General features: G+C 41.8%; 17 protein-coding genes. All 17 read right to left on the bottom strand.

What is annotated here, in order from left to right; genetic code table 11:
• Positions 1–196: 196 nt before the first annotated feature.
• The 17 genes from ftsZ to bshC all read right to left on the bottom strand — a co-directional run bounded on the left by ftsZ (position 197) and on the right by bshC (position 20,034).
• Positions 197–1,336, bottom strand: coding sequence for a cell division protein FtsZ (ftsZ, locus tag Q7A53_RS17280; protein ID WP_411790443.1), 1,140 nt, complete (start codon positions 1,334–1,336; stop codon positions 197–199).
• A gap of 74 nt (positions 1,337–1,410) precedes the next feature.
• Positions 1,411–2,700 (bottom strand): cell division protein FtsA, encoded by a 1,290-nt coding sequence (ftsA, locus tag Q7A53_RS17285; RefSeq protein WP_411790527.1) that lies wholly within the window; start codon positions 2,698–2,700, stop codon positions 1,411–1,413.
• A 183-nt stretch (positions 2,701–2,883) separates the two neighbouring features.
• Positions 2,884–3,252 carry a small basic family protein gene (locus Q7A53_RS17290; RefSeq protein WP_411790444.1) on the bottom strand — a complete coding sequence of 123 codons (369 nt, stop codon included), beginning with the start codon at positions 3,250–3,252 and terminating at the stop codon, positions 2,884–2,886.
• A 2-nt stretch (positions 3,253–3,254) separates the two neighbouring features.
• Positions 3,255–3,971 (bottom strand): DUF881 domain-containing protein, encoded by a 717-nt coding sequence (locus Q7A53_RS17295; protein ID WP_411790445.1) that lies wholly within the window; start codon positions 3,969–3,971, stop codon positions 3,255–3,257.
• A complete protein-coding gene (locus tag Q7A53_RS17300; RefSeq protein ID WP_411790446.1) occupies positions 3,968–4,681 on the bottom strand; it encodes a DUF881 domain-containing protein in 714 nt (237 codons plus the stop codon). The genes Q7A53_RS17295 and Q7A53_RS17300 overlap by 4 nt, the downstream gene beginning before the upstream one ends.
• Complete coding sequence (locus Q7A53_RS17305) at positions 4,662–5,447, bottom strand: cell division protein FtsQ/DivIB (RefSeq protein ID WP_411790447.1); 786 nt, start codon at positions 5,445–5,447, stop codon at positions 4,662–4,664. The genes Q7A53_RS17300 and Q7A53_RS17305 overlap by 20 nt, the downstream gene beginning before the upstream one ends.
• A gap of 388 nt (positions 5,448–5,835) precedes the next feature.
• Positions 5,836–6,936, bottom strand: a complete 1,101-nt coding sequence (gene spoVE, locus Q7A53_RS17310; protein WP_411790448.1) for a stage V sporulation protein E — start codon at positions 6,934–6,936, stop codon at positions 5,836–5,838.
• 64 nt (positions 6,937–7,000) lie between these two features.
• The gene (gene murD / locus Q7A53_RS17315) at positions 7,001–8,344 is read right to left on the bottom strand and encodes a UDP-N-acetylmuramoyl-L-alanine--D-glutamate ligase (RefSeq protein ID WP_411790449.1); all 1,344 of its coding nucleotides are present in this window, start codon (positions 8,342–8,344) and stop codon (positions 7,001–7,003) included.
• Positions 8,341–9,327: a phospho-N-acetylmuramoyl-pentapeptide-transferase gene (gene mraY, locus Q7A53_RS17320; protein ID WP_411790450.1), complete on the bottom strand. Its 987-nt coding sequence runs from the start codon at positions 9,325–9,327 to the stop codon at positions 8,341–8,343. The genes murD and mraY overlap by 4 nt, the downstream gene beginning before the upstream one ends.
• 42 nt (positions 9,328–9,369) lie before the next feature.
• Positions 9,370–10,728 (bottom strand): UDP-N-acetylmuramoyl-tripeptide--D-alanyl-D-alanine ligase, encoded by a 1,359-nt coding sequence (locus tag Q7A53_RS17325; RefSeq protein ID WP_411790451.1) that lies wholly within the window; start codon positions 10,726–10,728, stop codon positions 9,370–9,372.
• Entirely contained in the window at positions 10,725–12,200 is a 1,476-nt protein-coding gene (locus Q7A53_RS17330; protein WP_411790452.1) for a UDP-N-acetylmuramoyl-L-alanyl-D-glutamate--2,6-diaminopimelate ligase, read from the bottom strand. Before Q7A53_RS17330 ends, Q7A53_RS17325 begins: the two co-directional genes overlap by 4 nt.
• Positions 12,201–12,284: 84 nt before the next feature.
• On the bottom strand, positions 12,285–14,207 hold the full coding sequence (locus Q7A53_RS17335) for a stage V sporulation protein D (protein ID WP_411790453.1): 1,923 nt from the start codon (positions 14,205–14,207) through the stop codon (positions 12,285–12,287).
• A 90-nt stretch (positions 14,208–14,297) separates the two neighbouring features.
• Positions 14,298–16,433, bottom strand: a complete 2,136-nt coding sequence (locus tag Q7A53_RS17340) for a penicillin-binding transpeptidase domain-containing protein (protein ID WP_411790454.1) — start codon at positions 16,431–16,433, stop codon at positions 14,298–14,300.
• An 18-nt stretch (positions 16,434–16,451) separates the two neighbouring features.
• The gene (ftsL, locus tag Q7A53_RS17345) at positions 16,452–16,817 is read right to left on the bottom strand and encodes a cell division protein FtsL (RefSeq protein WP_411790455.1); all 366 of its coding nucleotides are present in this window, start codon (positions 16,815–16,817) and stop codon (positions 16,452–16,454) included.
• Positions 16,814–17,794 (bottom strand): 16S rRNA (cytosine(1402)-N(4))-methyltransferase RsmH, encoded by a 981-nt coding sequence (gene rsmH, locus Q7A53_RS17350; protein WP_411790456.1) that lies wholly within the window; start codon positions 17,792–17,794, stop codon positions 16,814–16,816. Before rsmH ends, ftsL begins: the two co-directional genes overlap by 4 nt.
• 21 nt (positions 17,795–17,815) lie before the next feature.
• The gene (gene mraZ, locus Q7A53_RS17355) at positions 17,816–18,247 is read right to left on the bottom strand and encodes a division/cell wall cluster transcriptional repressor MraZ (protein WP_411790528.1); all 432 of its coding nucleotides are present in this window, start codon (positions 18,245–18,247) and stop codon (positions 17,816–17,818) included.
• 161 nt (positions 18,248–18,408) lie between these two features.
• Entirely contained in the window at positions 18,409–20,034 is a 1,626-nt protein-coding gene (gene bshC / locus Q7A53_RS17360) for a bacillithiol biosynthesis cysteine-adding enzyme BshC (protein ID WP_411790457.1), read from the bottom strand.
• Positions 20,035–20,055: the final 21 nt, after the last annotated feature.

Consider the following 20,055-nt stretch of genomic DNA (forward strand, 5'->3'; position numbering starts at 1 on the left):
AGCGAGTGTCTGGACGATGCAGCTGTCCGAGTCATTTCCCCGACCTCGGCTCGCTTTTAAGAGTAAAGGGAATCTTCAAGAATTGGGGCTTTTGTGGAATAAGGAACTTTCTATCTGTGTTTAAGCCCACCATCTTCAAGTTAAACAGAGACATAAAAAAGAACCGCTGCTTGTAGCAGCGGTTCTTCTGATAAGATTATCTGCGGCGATTCCTATTTCTTAAGAAAGTAGGAATATCGAGAGTATCTTCTTCTTGATTATTTGATTTCGGCTGAGCCTGAGGAGCTTCGCGTCTTGGCTGTTCCTCTCTTTGAGGTCTTTCCATTACGTTTGGCTTAGACTGAGTTGTGGATGGACGTTTTTTCTGTCCTTCAGCTAATTGACTCTCGTCAAATCCAGTAGCAATGACTGTTACCACAATTTCATCTTTCAGATTTTCATTAATTACTGAACCAAAGATGACATTCACTTCTTGATCGGCTGCAGAGGTGACAATATCTGCTGCCTCCTGCACTTCATACAAACTCAGATTCGTACCGCCGCTGATGTTCATTAGAACACCATGAGCGCCGTCAATCGATGTTTCAAGAAGCGGAGAGGAGATGGCTTTCTTAGCCGCTTCAGCTGCCCTGCTCTCTCCAGTAGCAATACCAATACCCATAAGAGCAGAACCTTTGTCCACCATAATAGTCTTAACGTCAGCAAAGTCAACGTTAATAAGTCCAGGTACAGCAATTAAATCTGAAATACCTTGTACACCTTGTCTTAGTACATTATCTGCTTCTCTGAAGGCTTCAAGCATAGGAGTATTCTTATCCACAATTTCTAGCAGACGGTCATTTGGAATTACGATTAATGTATCAACACTGCCTTTTAAGCCGTCAATTCCTCCAGTTGCCTGAGTGGATCTTTTGCGTCCTTCAAAAGTAAATGGTCTCGTGACTACTCCAACAGTCAGAGCCCCTAATTCTTTCGCCACCTGGGCGATAACTGGGGCAGCACCTGTACCTGTACCGCCGCCCATTCCGGCAGTTACAAAGACCATGTCCGCTCCTTGAAGAGCTTCTTCTAACTGTTCTTTACTTTCTTCTGCTGCTTTACGGCCAACTTCTGGGTTAGCTCCCGCACCTAAGCCGCGGGTAAGTTTGCCGCCAATTTGCATTTTCACTTCTGCTTTGGAAAGGTTAAGGGCCTGGGCATCAGTATTTACCGCAATAAATTCGACACCCTGCACGCCATGTTCAATCATTCGGTTGACGGCATTGCTTCCACCTCCGCCAACTCCAATTACTTTAATTGTTGCTAATTGGTCCATACTTGTATCAAAATCTAACATCTTCCGTTCCTCCTAAACACGAGATTACAAGATTTATGCTCATCTCCGCACTTTGATTATTGTTACTTCTATCCTTAGTCAAAGAAATACTTTAACAGATTAGATAAACCTGACTCTTTTTTCTTTTCTGATTTTTCTTTTTCTTCTTTTGGTTGTTTCTGCACTCTTTTCTGCTTTTGAGGCGCAGGCTGATCTACATTAGCAGAAACCGATGGAAAGATCTCTTTCCCTTGTATTTTCGCATTACGATAAGCGAATTGCAAGATACCGACTCCACTAGTAAACTGCGGTTCTCTGACTCCAATATAATCCGGGATAGCCAATCTTACATTAGAATGAAAGATGTCCTGGGCAAGTTCTAGTACTCCTGGCATATTCATGGCTCCGCCAGTTAATACAAAACCTCCAGGCAGTTCTCTTACACCCATCCTCTGAATTTCTTGAGCGGCTAAGACAAAAATTTCTTCCAGTCTAGCTTCAATCATATCAGAGATTTGCAATTGATTGAATGCCTGTTCGCGATTACTTCCAATAATCGTAACAGAAAAACCTTCTTCTTCATTAGCATCATCAAAAAAAGCATGTCCATGTTCTACTTTTACTTGCTCAGCTTCGTCCGTAGAAGTTCTCATACCTATAGAAAGGTCCTTTGTAATATTGTCGCCTCCAAAAGGAATTAAACTGGTTCCTTTCAAATGCCCTTCCTCAAATACTGAAATTGTTGTAGATCCTCCCCCTACATCTAAAAGGGCAACACCTAAATTAGTTTCATCTTCTGATAAGGAAACGGTACCTGCTGCTAAAGGCTGCAAGCATACATCTAACACTTCAAGTCCCGCTCTTTCAACGCATTTGAGTGTGTTATGTAATACAGTCTTCGCACAAGTGATAATCATACCTTCCATTTCAAGACGAACACCAATCATGCCGCGAGGATCTGTAATTTCATCCTGACCATCCACGATAAATTGTCTCGGTACAACATCAATAATTTCTCGCTCCGGCGGAATGGATACCACCTGTGCTGCATCAATCACTCTGGAAATATCTTCATTACCTATTTCTCTGGTTTCACTGGATACTGCTACGACACCATGGCAGGGCTGAAGCTGAATGTGATTACCATTAACCCCGACGACTACCCGATCTATTTTCATATCTACCATTCTTTCAGCTTGTTCTACAGCTGAACGAATAGAATGCACAGTTTGATCAATGTCGACAATAGCCCCTTTTTTCATGCCATTAGATTTTGCGGAGCCAACTCCAATTATATTTAACGAGTCATTCATAATTTCTCCAATAATTACTTTGATACGACTCGTACCTATATCTAAGCTTACTAATATTTCATTCTGATTCACCAATGACGCACCTCCTGATAACAAGCCATATGAGTAGTACAAAGCATATCGAATTCACGTTTAAAATACAATCACTGAAATAAAAACGTAAATGAATTGATAAATAACCTGATTCAAATGTCTCACTGTCATTTAAAAAACTCATACAATAGTTGTTTTCCACAACGTTTAACGAATATCCTTTTAACTACGGCTATTTTTTTCAAATTTCCTTCCAAGCAGCTTCTGATCAATAACTTTCCTGCGTATAATCCCTAAATTCTGGAACAGCCGGAAACCAAAAGCAAAAACTGCAGCTAGATATAAATCCACTCCCAGCTGTACCCCTAGAAAAGCTAGAATGGCTGCCAAAAAAACATTAAAAATGAATCCGGTAATGAATACAAGATCATTAAAATTCTTTTCTAACTGAGCACGGATCCCTCCAAGCAGTGTATCAAATGCTGCTAATACCGCGATTGATAAATAATTTGAGTAAGCTTCAGGTACTTGAATATCAGTTAATAATCCAAGTGCCACTCCAATGATTAAAAATAAAATCGGCAGCCACATGCTCATTCACCTGTTTCTTTCCTATCGTTCTCTTTCAAAACTTCTAATTGTAATGGATCTTCATATTTGGGGAGCACCAACGAATCCTCTGTTATTGCTTTTAAATCGAGATTATCGATAGCAAAAAAATCTTTCGATTGGCTCGCTTCAATATAGTCCCGCAATTTGTCCGGATTTTCAGACAGTACTTGAATTGTAACAGGCAGCGGCGGCAAGGGGCGATTATTAACATAAGTGTACCCATTTACGTTTCTTATGGGAGACAGATTAGTTAATCGTTCCTTTCCAATCGCAATTTCCTCTGCTCCAAATTGGTTAAGCTCATTCACTAACCTGCTAAGGAGCTCAGGTGATATAGAAGGGTAGGCCTGTCCCGTCGTACTTTCCTGAAATATCGGTGAGATAGTCAGAGTAACACCCGCGCCTTGGGCCTCCATCAACCCAGTTTGCTTTTCCAGCTTATGAATGGACTCTTTCAGTGTATCAACTTTCTTCTGAGAAGAGTTAGCATTATAATTATCCAATATTTGGTCAGCATCTGAGATTTTCTTTAATAATTCTTCCTGGGTCTGCTGTTCGTTCTTTAATTCTTCCCGAATTTCCCATTGGTCTCTAGTATCTCTAGCTTTTGGTTCTGCAGTAGTTTTAAACTGAATGGCCGTCATAAAACCTATACATAAAAACACCAGCGAAACCATCCACTTTACTCGATTCTTCATGACGTACGCCCTTCAGCTGCTAGTCTGGCATTCATGGTTATTCTGGTTTCTTTACTCATTTCAATATCGATATTTTCTTTCTGCAACTGATCTATAATTCCTTGAGTAAGATCAAGACTCGAGGCAAGGACATCAGGATCGCCAATTGCTGTTATTTCAAAAGGAGCGGGGTGTTGAATCCCATCAAGAGTTATGACAGGCCCTGTGCAGGCAATATAGCTATCACTAAAATACCGCTGTCCATTTATAGCTATGGCTTTCGCACCGGCCGTTAATAATTCATTAATCACAGCTCGAACATGCCCTTCGTGAACGATATACTGATTCACATTTTCCTGATCAGGGATATACATGGCATCGCTTAGCGTAATCATTACCCCCGGCCCTTCTACAGGAAGCTCTCCGGCAAGTAATTGAAGCTGCTTTTTCCTCTCAACAAAGTCTGCCATCACTTGCTTCGAATCTGCCAGATTATCTTCGTACTCCTGAATTTTATTTCTTTTATTCAAGAGTTCCTGCCTTAACTGCTTGTTCTTTTCTTCTGTATCAAGAAGTTGTTTCTGGAAAAAATATTGTTTTTCCCAATGGGAATCGTTAAGCTGCACCATTTCAGGACTTTTCTTCGTCTGCTGAAAACTGTAAGCGACTAAAAAACCTGAACCAAGAAGAACGAGCGACATAATGAGAAGTCTACCTCTCTTCTTCATCATTACTTTTATCCTCTTTTGATTGTTTGGGGTAGGCTTCAAAATAAGTTCCTACGTCAATGTGAACGATCCCCTTGTTTTCTTTAGTCAATTGACTGACGATAGAAGGATAAGCGGGCATTTTTGAGGAGAAATTCCGTATCGATGCCACTACTTCATATCCATCATTCATATACAAAATGATTCGATAAGGATTATCTTCTTCAGGCTTCCAATGAACTTCTGAAATTAAACTGGTAATACTGTCCGGCAATTTTTTTAGTTCCTGGGACATCTCTTTTAAGTACGTCGGTTTAGTGAACCCATATAAAATCGGGGCATCCCCAGTAGGGATGGTTGCTGATGCTTTCAATTTTGTTCCATTTTCCAAAATGGGCTGAAATTTGTCTTCTTCCTGAATATAACCTATACGTTCAGCTTCTTTCACATCAATGATCACCGTGCCAGGCAGCCGCCTCTTCACTTTAGCATCTGTGATCTGAATATGCTTTTCAACCGCTTTTTCTACATCACCGGGATCAATTTTCCAATAGTTGTCTTTTGTTGTTATTGTTGATAATTGTTTAATTTCCTTAGCACTCACATGTTGTTCGCCTTCTACAACAACCTTATTGACATTACTCAAAGGAGATTGTAAATAGACAACCGTAGCAATTAACAAAAAAAGGATTGATAAATATAAGATCAATCGCCGATTCGCTTTCTTTCTTCGTGTTTGCTTTAGTTTCGGTATGCGATCTTCTATGGAAACAACTTTTCTCTCTTCCATAACGGGCATTTCTCCTTATTACCGTGCCACCCTTGTGATCCACCACTTAGCTGTTTAGAAAGGTAAAATCGTAAGTGAAAATACTGTGCACATCTTTTAAATGATAACTCCCATTATATCACAATTTATACGTAATAGACTGATAGTGTCGACTCAGATTGTAACAAAATTCTGTTTTAATTGTCATCAAAGGTTCAGAAAAAATAAGCGGATCTTTCTTAAGCTGATAAAAACTTTTACCCTCCGCCTCTGACCTTTGCTGTTATGTAGCTTATTTTATCATTTTTAAGTAGCGGTTGTGGGGCGTTTGACAAATAATCACAAAAAAACTGTGCAATTGAATAATTTGCACAGTTTTCATCATGAAATTTCAGCTTGGTCACCTTTTTTATTTCGTAGAGTAACGGCTCACACTTAAAAGCAGACCTAATGATGCAAGAGTGAGAGTGAGGGAAGAGCCACCATAACTGACCAGTGGCAGCGTAATGCCTGTTACGGGGATCAGACCAGTGACTACACTCACATTAATCATCACTTGAATAGAGATCATACCTACGATCCCCAGTGATAACAATGTTCCAAAAAGGTCAGGAGCATACAAACTTGTCCGAATACCGCGCCACAGCAGCACGAAAAAAAGTCCTAGAACGACGATTCCGCCTAAAAACCCAAGCTCTTCTGCTAGGACGGCAAAAATAAAATCCGTCTGTGGTTCAGGAAGATAAAAGAATTTCTGCATACTGTTTCCCAGTCCCATTCCAAGCAAGCCACCTGGGCCAATTGCATATAAGGATTGAATGATTTGAAAACCGCTGCCCAGTGGATCTTCCCAAGGATGCAAAAAAGCGGTAATTCTTTTGATCCGGTACGGGGCAGAAGCTATCAAACCAATCATTCCTGCCATTCCAGCAGCTGCAATCCACATAAAGTGACCAATTCTAGCTCCAGAAGCAAACATCATAACAAGGCATGTAGCTACCATCACTACCCCTGTCCCTAAATCAGGTTGAAGCATAATTAATGCAAATGGGATCGCAATGAGTGCTAATCCAGGCAGAAACCCTTCCTGAAACGATCCCATTTTCTTTTGCCTTATGGATAAGAACCGCGCCAGGTAAAGGATGAGGCCCAGTTTCATAAATTCAGATGGCTGAATACTGAACATCCCCACTCCGATCCAGCTTCTTGCACCTCCGCGGACCATGCCTACGCCAGGGATCAGCACTGCAATTAGAAAAAAAAGACACACATACAGTATCCATTTAGAATGCTTGTACCACACATAATAAGGAATTCTGGACAAGGCAATCATCGCAGCTAATCCTGCCGTGGCGAAAAGCATTTGCCGCTTAGCAAAGTACCATCCATCGTTAAACTTGTATTCTGACCAAATACTTGATGAACTATAAACCATTATGATCCCAATGACCAGAATGCCTACAATCGCTGCAAACAACCATAAATCCGGCTTCTTCTGTTTGGATTCCATAAAAAAAGCCCCACTCCCATCTAATGGAAAACAGGGCGTAAAGCTTTGCCGCATTTAGCCCTTATTAGAGCTTATGCACGGCATCGATAAACATGTTGCCTCTTTCTTCAAACGTACGGTATTGATCCCAGCTGGCACATGCAGGCGATAGCAAGATCACATCTTCCGGATTGGACATGGAAAATGCTTCTTTTACAGCCTCTTCCATCGTCTCCACCTTCTTAATCTGCGGGATGCCGGCCTTCCCTCCAGTTTCAGAGAGGAGGTCAGCGGTCTCTCCAAATACGACCATCCCTTTTACAGAAGAAAGAAAAGGAAGAAGATCATCAAAGGTGTTGCCGCGGTCCAAGCCTCCTGCAAGCAGGACCACAGGCTGTTGAAATGATTTCAATGCATAAGAAGTTGCCAAGATATTCGTAGCTTTTGAATCATTATATATATACCGATCTAGTTTCTTTTCGATAAATTGCAATCGATGAGGAACTCCCGTGAAACGAGTCAGCACTTTAGAAACTGCTTCATTTTTAATGCCTGATAATTTGACTGCGGCAACTGCTGCCAAAATATTAGACAGGTTATGTTCCCCTACTAACACAATTTCATTTCGTTTAATAATAGGCTCATCCTTAAAATAGACCCAATTATTGTCCACCCAAGCTCCATCTACTTTACGGTGGATAGAGAAAGGGACCAGCTTAGATTGAATGTCGGGAAGAAACTTGCTGATCTTTTCATCATCTGCATTATACACCAGGAAGTCCTCTTCCTCCTGGTATTTAGCTATTTTAGCTTTCGCCTGATGATAGTTATCTAGTGTATGATGATAATCCAGATGAGCTTCAAACAAATTCAGCCAAACCGCTATATTGGGTTTAAAGGTCAACGTACCTAGCAGCTGAAAGGAAGACAGCTCGACAACCATTGTTTCCTCTTCTCCAGTGTTTCTTGCCACTTCACAGGCAACTTTTCCAATATTACCAGCAATAGCAGCTGGCTGATGAGCGGCAGCAATCATTTCGTAGATCAAGGTTGTAGTCGTCGTTTTCCCATTTGACCCCGTTACAGCTATTAAGTTTCCTTCATGCAGCCTGCCAGCCAGTTCAACTTCCGTAATAATGGGAATTCCACGAGTTTCTGCCTCGGCAACTAACACATTTTCATAAGGAATTCCTGGATTCTTCACCAATAAGTCGATATTATCTAATGCTTCTATTGGATGTCCCCCTGTAATGACTTCTGCTCCTTTGCGAGTCAGCTCTGCCACGGCAGGATCGTCCATCTTTGCTTTCAAATCATTAATCCTTAACTGAACACCACTATCGAGCAGAAGTTCTGCAGCAGCCGTACCGCTTTTAGCGAGGCCGAGCACTAGGACATGATTATATGGAAAATTGATTAAAGTATTCAACTAAACATCACCTCAATATATACACCTAAGACTGCGAAAATTAATCCAAGCGTCCAAAATGTTGTAACTACACGCCATTCTGACCACCCTTTTAATTCATAGTGATGGTGCAGCGGGCTCATTCTAAATATTCTCTTACCTGTTGTTTTAAAGGAAGCCACCTGTAACATGACGGATAGTGTTTCCAGTACAAATACACCTCCGATGATCACTAGCAATAATTCAAGCTTCGTTAATATAGCAATAATGGCTATCGCTCCACCTAACCCTAAGGAGCCGGTATCCCCCATAAACACCTTTGCCGGATGGGCATTAAATACTAAGAATCCTAATAGTGCCCCGACTACGGCTAAAGCAAAAATGGCGGTTTCCATATTTTGATCACCGTACCAAGCTAATATGCCAAAGGCACCAAAGGCGATAGCAGCCGTTCCTGCTAAAAGACCATCTAAACCATCTGTTAAGTTCACAGCATTAGAACCGCCTACAAGCATGAAGAGGATGAGCAGAGCGTACCCCCACCCTAATTCTATTTGAAAAGAAGTTCCGGGAACTTCAATAAAAGTCGGAAATCCAGTTTGTTTAAGGATAACGTACACAACAATAGCAATTATTATTTGTCCGAGCATTTTCTGCTTAGATGTTAAACCGAGATTTCTTTTTAATGCCACTTTGATGTAATCATCAAGAAATCCTAATAATCCATAACCGATCAGGACAAATAATAACAGAAACAAATGGATGTCTGCTTTCTGGGTATCAAACCAGAAGGATGCGAGAAGAGTCGCAGCTGTCACTGCCAAAATGATCATGACTCCCCCCATTGTCGGGGTGCCCGATTTCTTCTGGTGGGATTTAGGTCCTTCTTCTCTAATACTCTGGCCGAATTTCAAACGTCTTAAAAACGGGATAATAATCGGCGATATCACGACAGTAAGAATGAATGATAGTGCCATAGTTATTAACAGTATGTAGTCGTTCATTGCTGTTTTCCTCCTTTTACATGATCGTCATCGCCTGTTTATTCAGTCTGTGAGATCTAGCAGTAATTCTTCTAATTTCATTTTCCGGGAAGCTTTTAACAATACCACTGTATCTTCGGTAATTGTATTGAGTAATTGACTTATTAATTCTTTTTTATCCGTAAAATGATAAACTTCCATTTGAGGATTTTTCGCCGCTGCTGCTGTAGAAATTTCTTTAGCTTGATTCCCGAGGGTATAGACAGCATGAATCCCTGCTGGTATAGCCTCGCCAACGCCGGCATGCAGGGCCAACGATTTTTCTCCAAGTTCAAACATGTCTCCGAGAACTAATACTTTATGCTTCTTTGCTTGAAGCTGGTGCACTACTTCAATCACAGCTTTCATGGATGTAGGAGAGGCATTATAGGCATCATTAATAATAAGAGAACCTTTAATCCCTTCATGCTTTTCAAACCTCATCCCCGACATCGTTAAATGGTTAAGTCCCTGCTGGATGGACTTTGTTGGCATTTGTAATTGCTCACATAGGGCAATGACAAATGCCGCATTCTTAACGTTATGACTTCCCGCCATAGGTAATTCATACCTTATGCCATTTACAGAGAACACGCTTCGATTATCCTCTGCCGCTTCCACAGAAATTGTATAGTTGCACAGTTGTTTAAATCCACACGAAATGGAACGTTCTTCTTTTTTCAACTGAGCAAGAAGCGCTTCGTCTCCATCTATGATAACTTTGCCATTGGGTTTAAGCCCCTCCAAAATTTCTGCTTTAGCCGAAGCTATGGCTTCCCGCGAGCCTAGGTTTTCGAGATGGGATTCACCAATGTTCGTAATAATTGCATAATCTGGCGTAGCTAAACGAGACAACAGCGAGATTTCCCCTGCATTATTCATCCCCATTTCCAGTACCAGCGCTTCTGTCCCTTCCGGCATTGAGAGGACGGTAAGCGGCAAGCCGATGTGATTATTGAAATTGCCTGCAGTCTTATGAGTATTATAAATGGTAGACAGTACAGAAGCAGCCATGTCCTTAGTCGTCGTTTTACCGTTCGAACCAGTCACTCCAATGACAAGGGGATTGATTTTTCTTAAATAATACTCTGCAAGCTGCTGCAAAGCTTCGGTAGTATCTTTCACATAGAACACAGGAAAATCCGTCGGCACAAACTTAGGAAGAGCTCTATTTTCCTGCCATAATGCAGCTACCGCCCCTTGTTGAATGGCCTGCTTCAGAAAATCATGAGCGTCAAAAGCATCTCCAACAATAGGGACAAACAAGCTTTGTTTAGCTTCTTTCCGTGTATCGGTCATAACCTGATGAAGGGCGATGCGATCATTTGCCGCCCCTTTATAATTTGTGAATAGATCGACTAACTCCACTGCCTCTAGCTTCATGTGTTACTCTCCTTACTATGCCTTAATAATTCTCTTGCAACTTCACGATCATCAAAGTCATATCTAACACCATTAATTTCCTGGTAAGTTTCATGACCTTTTCCGGCGATTAAGATGATATCTCCTTGTTGAGCACGGTTTACGGCCCGCTTAATCGCTTGTTTACGATCTTCAATGACTTCGTAGCCAGAGGAAAGATGGCTGGTCATATCTTCCAAAATCCGGTGAGGATCTTCTGTTCTAGGATTGTCTGATGTGAAGATAATATCATCACCATACTTCATAGCAACGTCTGCCATTACTGCCCTTTTTGAGCGGTCACGATCTCCACCGCAGCCTACAACCACATGAATAGTTCCACGACAGAAATCTTTCATGGTCTTTAAAACGTTTTCCAGCGAGTCAGGTGTGTGAGCGTAGTCAACCACTACGCCGAACTCCTGTCCTTCAAGAACAGGCTCAAATCGTCCGCGTACTCCCTTTGAATGTTTAAAAGCTTGTTGAATGACCTGAAGCGAAACACCACTGACCAGTGCCGCTCCTGCTGAAGCAAGCATATTATATACACTAAACAATCCCATAAGAGGGCTTTCAATATGAATAGAACCCATGGGTGTCTCCATCGTAAAGGACACACCTTTTTCATGTAAATCTATATCAGATGCCATAAGATCGGCTTTCTGATTCACCCCGTATGTAAGGACGGGTTGTGCAGTGGACCTGATCAGCTTCTTAGCAGCCGGGGAGTCATTATTTATTATGGCAAACTTTGCCCGCTCCACATTATAGCTGTTTCCCAGCTGGGCAAACAATAGGGACTTAGCCCTTAAATAATCATCCATATTATCATGGTAATCCAGATGATCCTGGCTTAAATTAGTGAAAACGGCGACATCAAAGTCAGACCCAAATACTCTTCCTTGATCAAGAGCATGAGAAGATACTTCCATTACAGCAGTATCTACTTTAGCCTCACACATTTTCGCAAAACTTTCTTGCAAAGAAAGAGAGTCTGGGGTTGTATTTTTCACTGGATAGGGAGTCCCAGCTATACTCATTTGAATGGTCCCAATAAGCCCGGTGGTTTGTTGGTCGGCCCGGAAGATTTCGTCCAGTAAATAGGTGACAGAAGTCTTCCCATTCGTACCTGTAACCCCAATTAAATTCAACTTCTCTGTTGGATTATGATAAAAAGCAGACGCCAGCATTGCTAAAGCTCTGGAAGAATCATTTACAATAATCACTGGAACCTCAGCTTCAAGCTCTTCTTCTGCTACTATAGCCGCCGCTCCACGTTCCACCGCATCAGCAGCGAACTTATGTCCATCTACTTCATAACCTCTAATGCAAACAAATAGATCTCCAGGTCTAACCGCCCTGGAGTCCATTGAGATGTTTTGTATGGAAATATTTTCAATTTGGTTTTTTGTTTTATAATAGGGTACATATTTTAACAATTCGGTAATTTTCATTTTTCTCATCCTAACTTTACACATTCCTATCTATTATAGCAAAAGTTACTGGATACAGGGACTAGGAAACCTATTTTATAAAAATTAATTTCCTAGAAATACCCGTATCGTAGATCCAGATTTCACTTTAACTCCTGCAGCTGGTGCTTGAGTAATGACCTTATCTCCTTTACCACTTGCGTCTACTTTTAAATCTGCCAGCATTTGGGTTAAGTCTTTTTTCTCCATACCGGTGACATTAGGAACTTCAACGAGCGGCTCTTCAGGCCAGGCATATTCTTTTTCCAGCCCATCTTTACTCGGCTTGACTCCAAGAGTGCGCAAGCTGTCTCCCATGATAGATCCAACTATTGGAGCTGCTACCACTCCGCCGAATTGTACCGTGTTTTTCGGGTTATCAATGGCAAGATACACGACTAGCTGAGGATCATTCGCTGGTGCAAATCCAATAAATGAAACGATGTGGTTATCTGTCATATATTTCCCATCCGGACCCACTTTCTGAGCTGTACCGGTTTTGCCACCGACCCGATAGCCTTCCACATAAGCCCCACGCCCTGTTCCTTGAGCAACCACACTTTCCAGTGCTTCACGAACTTTTTTCGAAGTTTCTTCGGATATGACCCTTCGTTGTAATTTGGGTTCATTTTTATCGAGTACTTTCCCAGTTAAGGGGTCTAGCCAAGCTTGACGGACATAAGGCTCATAGTAATAACCACCGTTTACGGCAGCTGCTACGGCCATAACCTGCTGAATCGGCGTTACCGAGACCCCTTGTCCAAATGCCGTGGTTGCCTGCTCTACTGCACCGATTTTATCGGGGTTAAACAGAATACCTTTCCCTTCTCCTTCTAAATCGATCCCGGTTTTCTGACCAAAGCCAAATCGGTCAATATATTCAAATAATTTATCTTTACCGAGCCGCTGGCCAAGTTCCACGAAACCCGGGTTACAGGAATTCTGGACAACTTCCAGGAAGCTCTCACTTCCATGCCCCCCGCGTTTCCAGCAATGCAGCGTAGCCCCGTCTACTTTAACTGCTCCTGAATCGAAGAATTGGTCTTTTTCTAAATCGACCTTGTTTTCCTCCAAAGCAGCTGCGAGCGTAATTATTTTAAAGGTAGACCCCGGCTCATATGTGCTCCAAACAGGTAAATTCCGGTTGTATACGGAGGGTTTAACCTCCTGGTAATTAGCTGGGTCGAAATTCGGCCGCGAAGCCATCGCCACTACTTTACCCGTTTTAGGATCCACAACGATCGCAACCGCCCCGTCCGGATTGTACTTTGCCTGGGCTAAATCCAGCTCCCTTTCCACAATGGATTGCACCCGGTAATCAATAGTAAGCTGCAAATTTTCTCCATCTACAGGAGGGGTGTAGGTATCTGCCATATCCGGCATACGCTTTCCTTTAGCATCGGAAAAAAATGAGAGGGCTCCTTTTTCCCCTTTCAGCTGGTCATCGTAATAAGCTTCTAATCCTAAAAGACCTTGATTGTCGATACCGCTAAACCCTAAAACATGGGAAAGAAAGGCTCCGTGCGGATAATACCTTTCAGAGTCCTCGGCTATGTACACTCCCGGCATAGCAAGAGATTGGATGGCCTCTGCTTGTTCTTCTGAAATTTTTCTCCCTTCCGGATGAATCTTTTCAATCGAAATCTTCTTGGTTACATGCTTGTACGCTTTTTCTTCACTCATATTTAGTATCTGGGCGAGCTGCTCAGCTGTTGCCTTTGGATCCTTTATTTGCCGCGGGACTACCATAACTGTAGGGGCTGACTGGTTCCCGACTAGTACTTCTCCGTTCGCATCTAAAATTTTCCCTCGTTCTGGCTCGAACGTGATATCCCGGCTCCAGGACTCTTCAGCTTTGTTAATAAGAAAATCACTCAACACAAACTGGACATAACCCAGTCTTCCTGCAATAACCATAAAAATAACCATTCCCACAAGAAAAACAGTGACTAATCGTTTCCTGACAATTACTTGCGATACTCGTTTCATAACCATAACTCCTTTAATAGTTCAGTAGAGTCAGCTTGTATCACTATATGCAATTGAGAAACGATTAGAACACTGCCGGGAATGGCTTGTTTATTGTGGCGGCTCCAGTTCGACTACTAGATAACCGTCTTTTTTCAATCTAGTTCCTGGATCGATACTTTGCTTTGTTACATAACCGCTGCCCATCGTTTCAATTCTCAAATGAAATTCTTGAGCTAAGCGATGAACATCTCGTAAGGACCAACCTTTAACATCAGGCATCGCAGGCTGGTCAGTGATAATCATTACTCTTTCATCCGTAAGTAAAGTTGTTCCTGCCTCTGGAAGAGTACCAACCACATCTCCGCCTTTTCCTATAACCGTAACATTTTTGTAAGTTTCCTTGAGTTTAGCTTCGGCTTTACTCGGCGTTAACCGACTGACGTCTTCAATGGAGTGCTCCTTCACTTGCTGATCGTTGCTCTTATCAGGCTGAATATCTAAATAATGCAGACTATTTTCCATAACCGTGTCAAAAATGTAAGAGACAGGTTCAGAACCACTTTCATCTCCCGCTAAATCAGGCTGTTTTACCGCAACATACATTAACAGTTCAGGATCTTCCTTAGGTGCCATACCCATAAAGGAGAAGAGATAATTCTGATGACCATACATGTATTGGCCGCCGGCTCCAGGGATCTGAGCGGTTCCCGTTTTCCCAGCCACTGAGAAATCACTTAATTTATAGTCCGCTCCCGTACCATGCTTGCCAGTGATGACAGTCCCAAGAAGGTCACGCATTTTTGAGGCGGTTTCCTTCGAAATTGGTTTTCCTATAACGTTGGGTTCGGTCTTTTTAATGGTTTTACCATTTTCACTAGAAGTTATTTTATTTAATACATACGGCTGCATCATTTTTCCATCATTTGCAATCGAAGTGGCCGCAGTCATAAGCTGGATTGGTGTAACAGTAGTGCCTTGACCAAATGAAGTAGTCACTTTCTCAATCGGCCGTTCATATAGAATTTTCCCTTTTTCTTCTCCTGGCAGATCAATTCCTGTAGGTTGATCCAAATGGAAGTCTGACAAATAATTACGAAATTTAGCCGGACCTAGAACATCCCACATTAATTTTGCCGCAGCAACGTTTGAAGATCTTTGTAGCCCTTCATCATAGGATATCTTACCCCAGGTTTGATTGTAATCATGAATTTCGGCAGAATTTTTGGTTACTTTAAATGAGCCTGACTTATATAACTGATCGCCTTTGTAGACACCTTCCTCCATAGCGGAAGCCCAGGTGAACATCTTCATGGTCGACCCCGGTTCCAATGGGTAAGAGATCAGGTCATTGTACCAGTTATCAACGTCCCCAATATCATTTGGATTATAACTTGGCCGGTTACTCATAGCAAGCACCTGACCTGTTTTCGGATCCATAACCGCTGCCATAATTTTCTGCGGGTGATATTGGTCATCCACCTGGCTCATTGCATCCTCCAGAAATGTCTGGATTTTCTGATCAATGGTCAAATATACGTTTTCTCCATCATCCGGCTTCGTCATCACTTCTTTAGGGTCAAGGAGTTTTGTGCCGTATTTATCTCTTTCGTAGCTGATTTTCCCTTTTTTCTCTTTTAAGTACTTTTCCATCTGTTTTTCAATACCCGTAATCCCTTTGATTTTCCCGTCTTGCGTGCGGGCAAATCCTAGAACATGGGAAGCGAACATCCCGTTTGGATAATATCTTTTCGCTTCTTCTTCAAATTGAATCCCGCTTAATTTTTTATCTTTAATTTCTTCCATTTTGTCTTGCGATAATTCTCTGCCTTGAGTACCGAACTCCACCTGAAAGCGGCCTTCATCGATCCCCTTCTCGATTCTATTTTCTATTTCCGTCTCATCCATATCTAATAAAGGAGCCAGCACGGAAGCAGTCTTTTCAGGATCTGTCACATGCTTTGGCTCCTCTAAATTGTCGGAATACGCCGGATCTACAATAGCATAGATTCGATAGGTTGGTCGATCATAAGCAAGAACCATTCCATTTTTATCAAAAATTTTACCTCGATCTGCATCAATTTCATACGTACTTGTTCGTGCCTTTTCCGCCCATTTTTTCAAATTGACACCTTCGACACTTGAAGTTGTTTCAATGTACAGAAAGCGGCCTGCAATGACTAGAAATATCAGCGAAAAAACGATAATTAATAATGCTGCGCCTTTATGGGTATTGGAACTCTTCATCATGCATCACCCAGCTTTTTAATTGGTTACTTTACCCGCTTGTTTGACAACTGAATTCTTTATAGATAATCCATTTTCTTTGGCAATTTTTAAAATACGGTCTGGATTGCTAAGTTCTTTCACTTGATAAGCCAGATTCTCATTTTGAGATTGCTGGGCATCAATTTTCTCTTCTAAGTGCTGGATGTCCCGGTTGAGTCCATCGGTGGAAGCTGAGAAATGAACTAAAAATACAGAAGTGGCAATTACGGCCGCTGTAGCAATCGAATACAGAAATTTTTCACCGGTACTTATCCATTTCTGTTTATGGACCTTTACCTTTACCTGTTTCTTTCTTTCAGGCTGTTGTAAAGGCTGCTGCTTTCTCACTTGCTCTGCACTCATGTTTGTTTCCACCCTTCTTCAAATTGAAATTCTTTAGACCACGGCTTTATCTTTTCAACAACTCTAAGCTTCGCCGAACGTGAGCGTCTGTTATCCTCTAGTTCATCTTCTTCTGCTATGATTGGCTTCCTGGTAATAAGTTTAAATGGCGGCTGTTTATCTTCAGGAATCATTGGAATATTCTTTGGCAGAGGAGGATTTGAGCTCCATTTTTTGAAGGCTTGTTTACATAAGCGGTCTTCTAAGGAATGAAAAGTGATTACAGCAATTCTTCCTTCCACCGCTGTTACGCGAGCTGCTTGATGCAAAGCATCTTGAAAAGCTCCAAGCTCGTCATTTACTGCGATACGAATGGCTTGGAAGACTCGTTTAGCCGGATGGCCACCCTTTCTTCTTGCAGGTGCAGGTATTCCCTCTTTAATGAGTTCTACAAGTTCCCCCGTAGTTTCTATTTCTCTGCTTGCTCTAGCTGCCTCAATCTTTCTGGCAATTTGTTTTGAAAACTTTTCTTCACCGTATTTAAAAAAGATACGGACTAAATCTTTGTACTCCCACTCATTTACTATGTCTTTCGCTGTTAAAGGAGCAGTTTGATCCATACGCATATCCAAAACAGCATCATTCTGGTAACTAAACCCGCGATCGTCTACGTCGAGCTGAGGACTTGAAACCCCTAAGTCGTAAAGAACACCATCTACTTGCTCAACTCCAAGCTCCTTCAGCTCAGCTTCTAACCTTCTAAAGTTAGCATGAACAAAAATAATACGGTCTTCATAAGCTGATAGTCTCTCTTTCGCAGCCTTTAAAGCATTTTGATCTTGGTCAAATGCGATTAATTTCCCCTGTTGATTAAGCCTGGAAGCAATCATTTCTGAATGACCGCCACCGCCAAGGGTACAATCCACATACACCCCGTCAGGCTTTATATGTAACAGGTCAATGGTTTCTGACTTTAATACACTGTAATGTTCAAACATAAAATCACTCGTCTCTCTCTATCAAATATCAACATCTAACATGTTCTCTGCAATTTCAGAAAATGATTCTTCTGAAGCTTCAAAATAAGTTTCCCACTTTTCACCGCTCCAAAATTCAATTCGGTTCGATACACCAATAACGACGCATTCCTTGTCAAGAACTGCATACTTTCTTAATGGCGGCGGAATATTAATTCTTCCTTGCTTATCTACTTCACATTCCACAGCACCAGAAAAGAAAAATCGGGTGAAGGCACGGGCATCCTTCTTAGTGAGGGGCAGCTTCTTCAGCTTCTCTTCTAGGATCTTCCATTCATTCATAGGGTAAGCAAACAAACATTGATCTAAACCTCGTGTTAACACGAAGCTTTCCCCAAGATCCTCACGAAACTTGGAGGGTACAATTATTCGCCCTTTGGTATCAATGTTATGTTGATATTCACCCATGAACATATAGCTGTCCCCACCTTCTGTTACAACATTACCACATCGCCCCACTTTTCTCCACTTACTTTTTATTCATTCTCTACCTAATAAAAAAATCCTGCCTCGAAAGGTAGGATTTTAAGGGTTTTCCTGACTAGTTTTTTGGTGGGGGCAAGTGGAGAGCACTTCTATATAAAGACTAGATAATGAGGGTGTTCAAATGATAAATGATGGTGGTTCATTTTTGCGAAAACGTCCATACCATATTCATTCACCCACGGCAATATACTCCACACGCGTTCTTGTAAGCCTTCTTCTGGATGCATAAGTAAATCAAGTTCATTAAAACAGGCAATTTCTTTTTTATACTTCTCTTCTAGTCTTCTTGTCATTCTCTGTTCTAGAAACTGAACATCCTTATACAAATGATGAAGGTTTGTCTCAGCGAGAGCGCCTAGATCCGCTCCAAGCTCTGCCGCCTTAGCTCTTAAAGGCTTATGGATCTTATCAATTTCGGCTTTAACCTCTTCACTTAGCTTTTCAATTGGCGGAGAGCTGACAGAAGCAAGCCAATTCATTTTCATTTCTCTCGTGCCTGACTGTACACTGCGTTGAGGTTCCATCTGGAGCCTGGACATCGTCTGCTCAGATTTGCGATCAATCAGAGTAAAAGAAAGACGTGGCAATACGGGCGGCATCCGAAACCCAAACGCTTGAAATGCAGGTTTTAACACAGACCAGTAGCTCACTTCTCCCGGCCCGCCGATAAATCCAAGCACCGGAAAAACACTTTCCTGCATCAAGGGTCTGGTTACAACATTATTGCTCAGTTTCTCAGGGCTGTTCTCGGCAATTTCTTTTATCTGTTCCTCCGTGAAGAACACTTCATTGTTCTTGCCTTGATAGTGATGGTCATCTGTTCTCGTCAGCAGAATCCGATCCCCTCCATCATGATAGAAGAGATGCGCATCCGTAATGTCACTGTCGAGAGAAACAGAGTAGCCCTGTTGCTTATTCTTTTGAATAGCAGCATACACTCCTTGAGAAATTTCTCGATTATGATCCAGCATGGACTGGAAATAACCTGATTCCAACTGGCGTAACTCAGGACGATGAGCATCCACAAGCACTAGCCCTTCCTCTGGAAACAACATGTAAATTAATTTAGCAAAGAAATCGGTATAACTGGCAGATTCCTGCAAAGCTTTGAGAGTACGTTCATAAAAACTCTGTGTGATCTCTGTTTCTTTCACTGTGGAGAAAATTTCATTCAGCCAGGCCATCCCTTGGTCCTTATCAATTTCCAAGTCAGAAACAGATGATTTATGCTCAGGCTCTTGGTGAATGGCATGCTTCTTCATCCGCTTTTCACTTTTTAACATGACATGATTAATCTCATCGAAATCATGATCCTCTCCCGCAATCCAAAAGACCGGGATAACAGGTTTATTAAGTTCCTCTTCCTTTTGCTTAGCTAACTGTAAGATAGAAATCACTTTGTGAACGGTATACAGTGGCCCCGTTAACAGACCGGCTTGCTGACCGGCAATTATGACTGTGCTCTGGCTATCCTTCAAACGCTCAATAGAATGAAAGGCGGAAGAGGGAGCTTGCCATTGATCATTCATTCGATGAAGAACCCGCGCTAACTCTTCCCGTTTGAACTCTCGCTCTTGAAGATCATTCCACCTGTTTATCCACGTATCTTTTTCAAAAGGAGGGTAGTCAAATTTATCTTCTACTGCAGTAAAATCATGACGATAGTCCTTTACAATTTTCTGATTAGGCTGTATTTGAATGGGATCGATTCGCATATAAGAACTTCTCCTTTATTT

This window comes from Halobacillus rhizosphaerae (assembly GCF_046719735.1).
Lineage (GTDB): Bacteria > Bacillota > Bacilli > Bacillales > Halobacillaceae > Halobacillus_B > Halobacillus_B rhizosphaerae.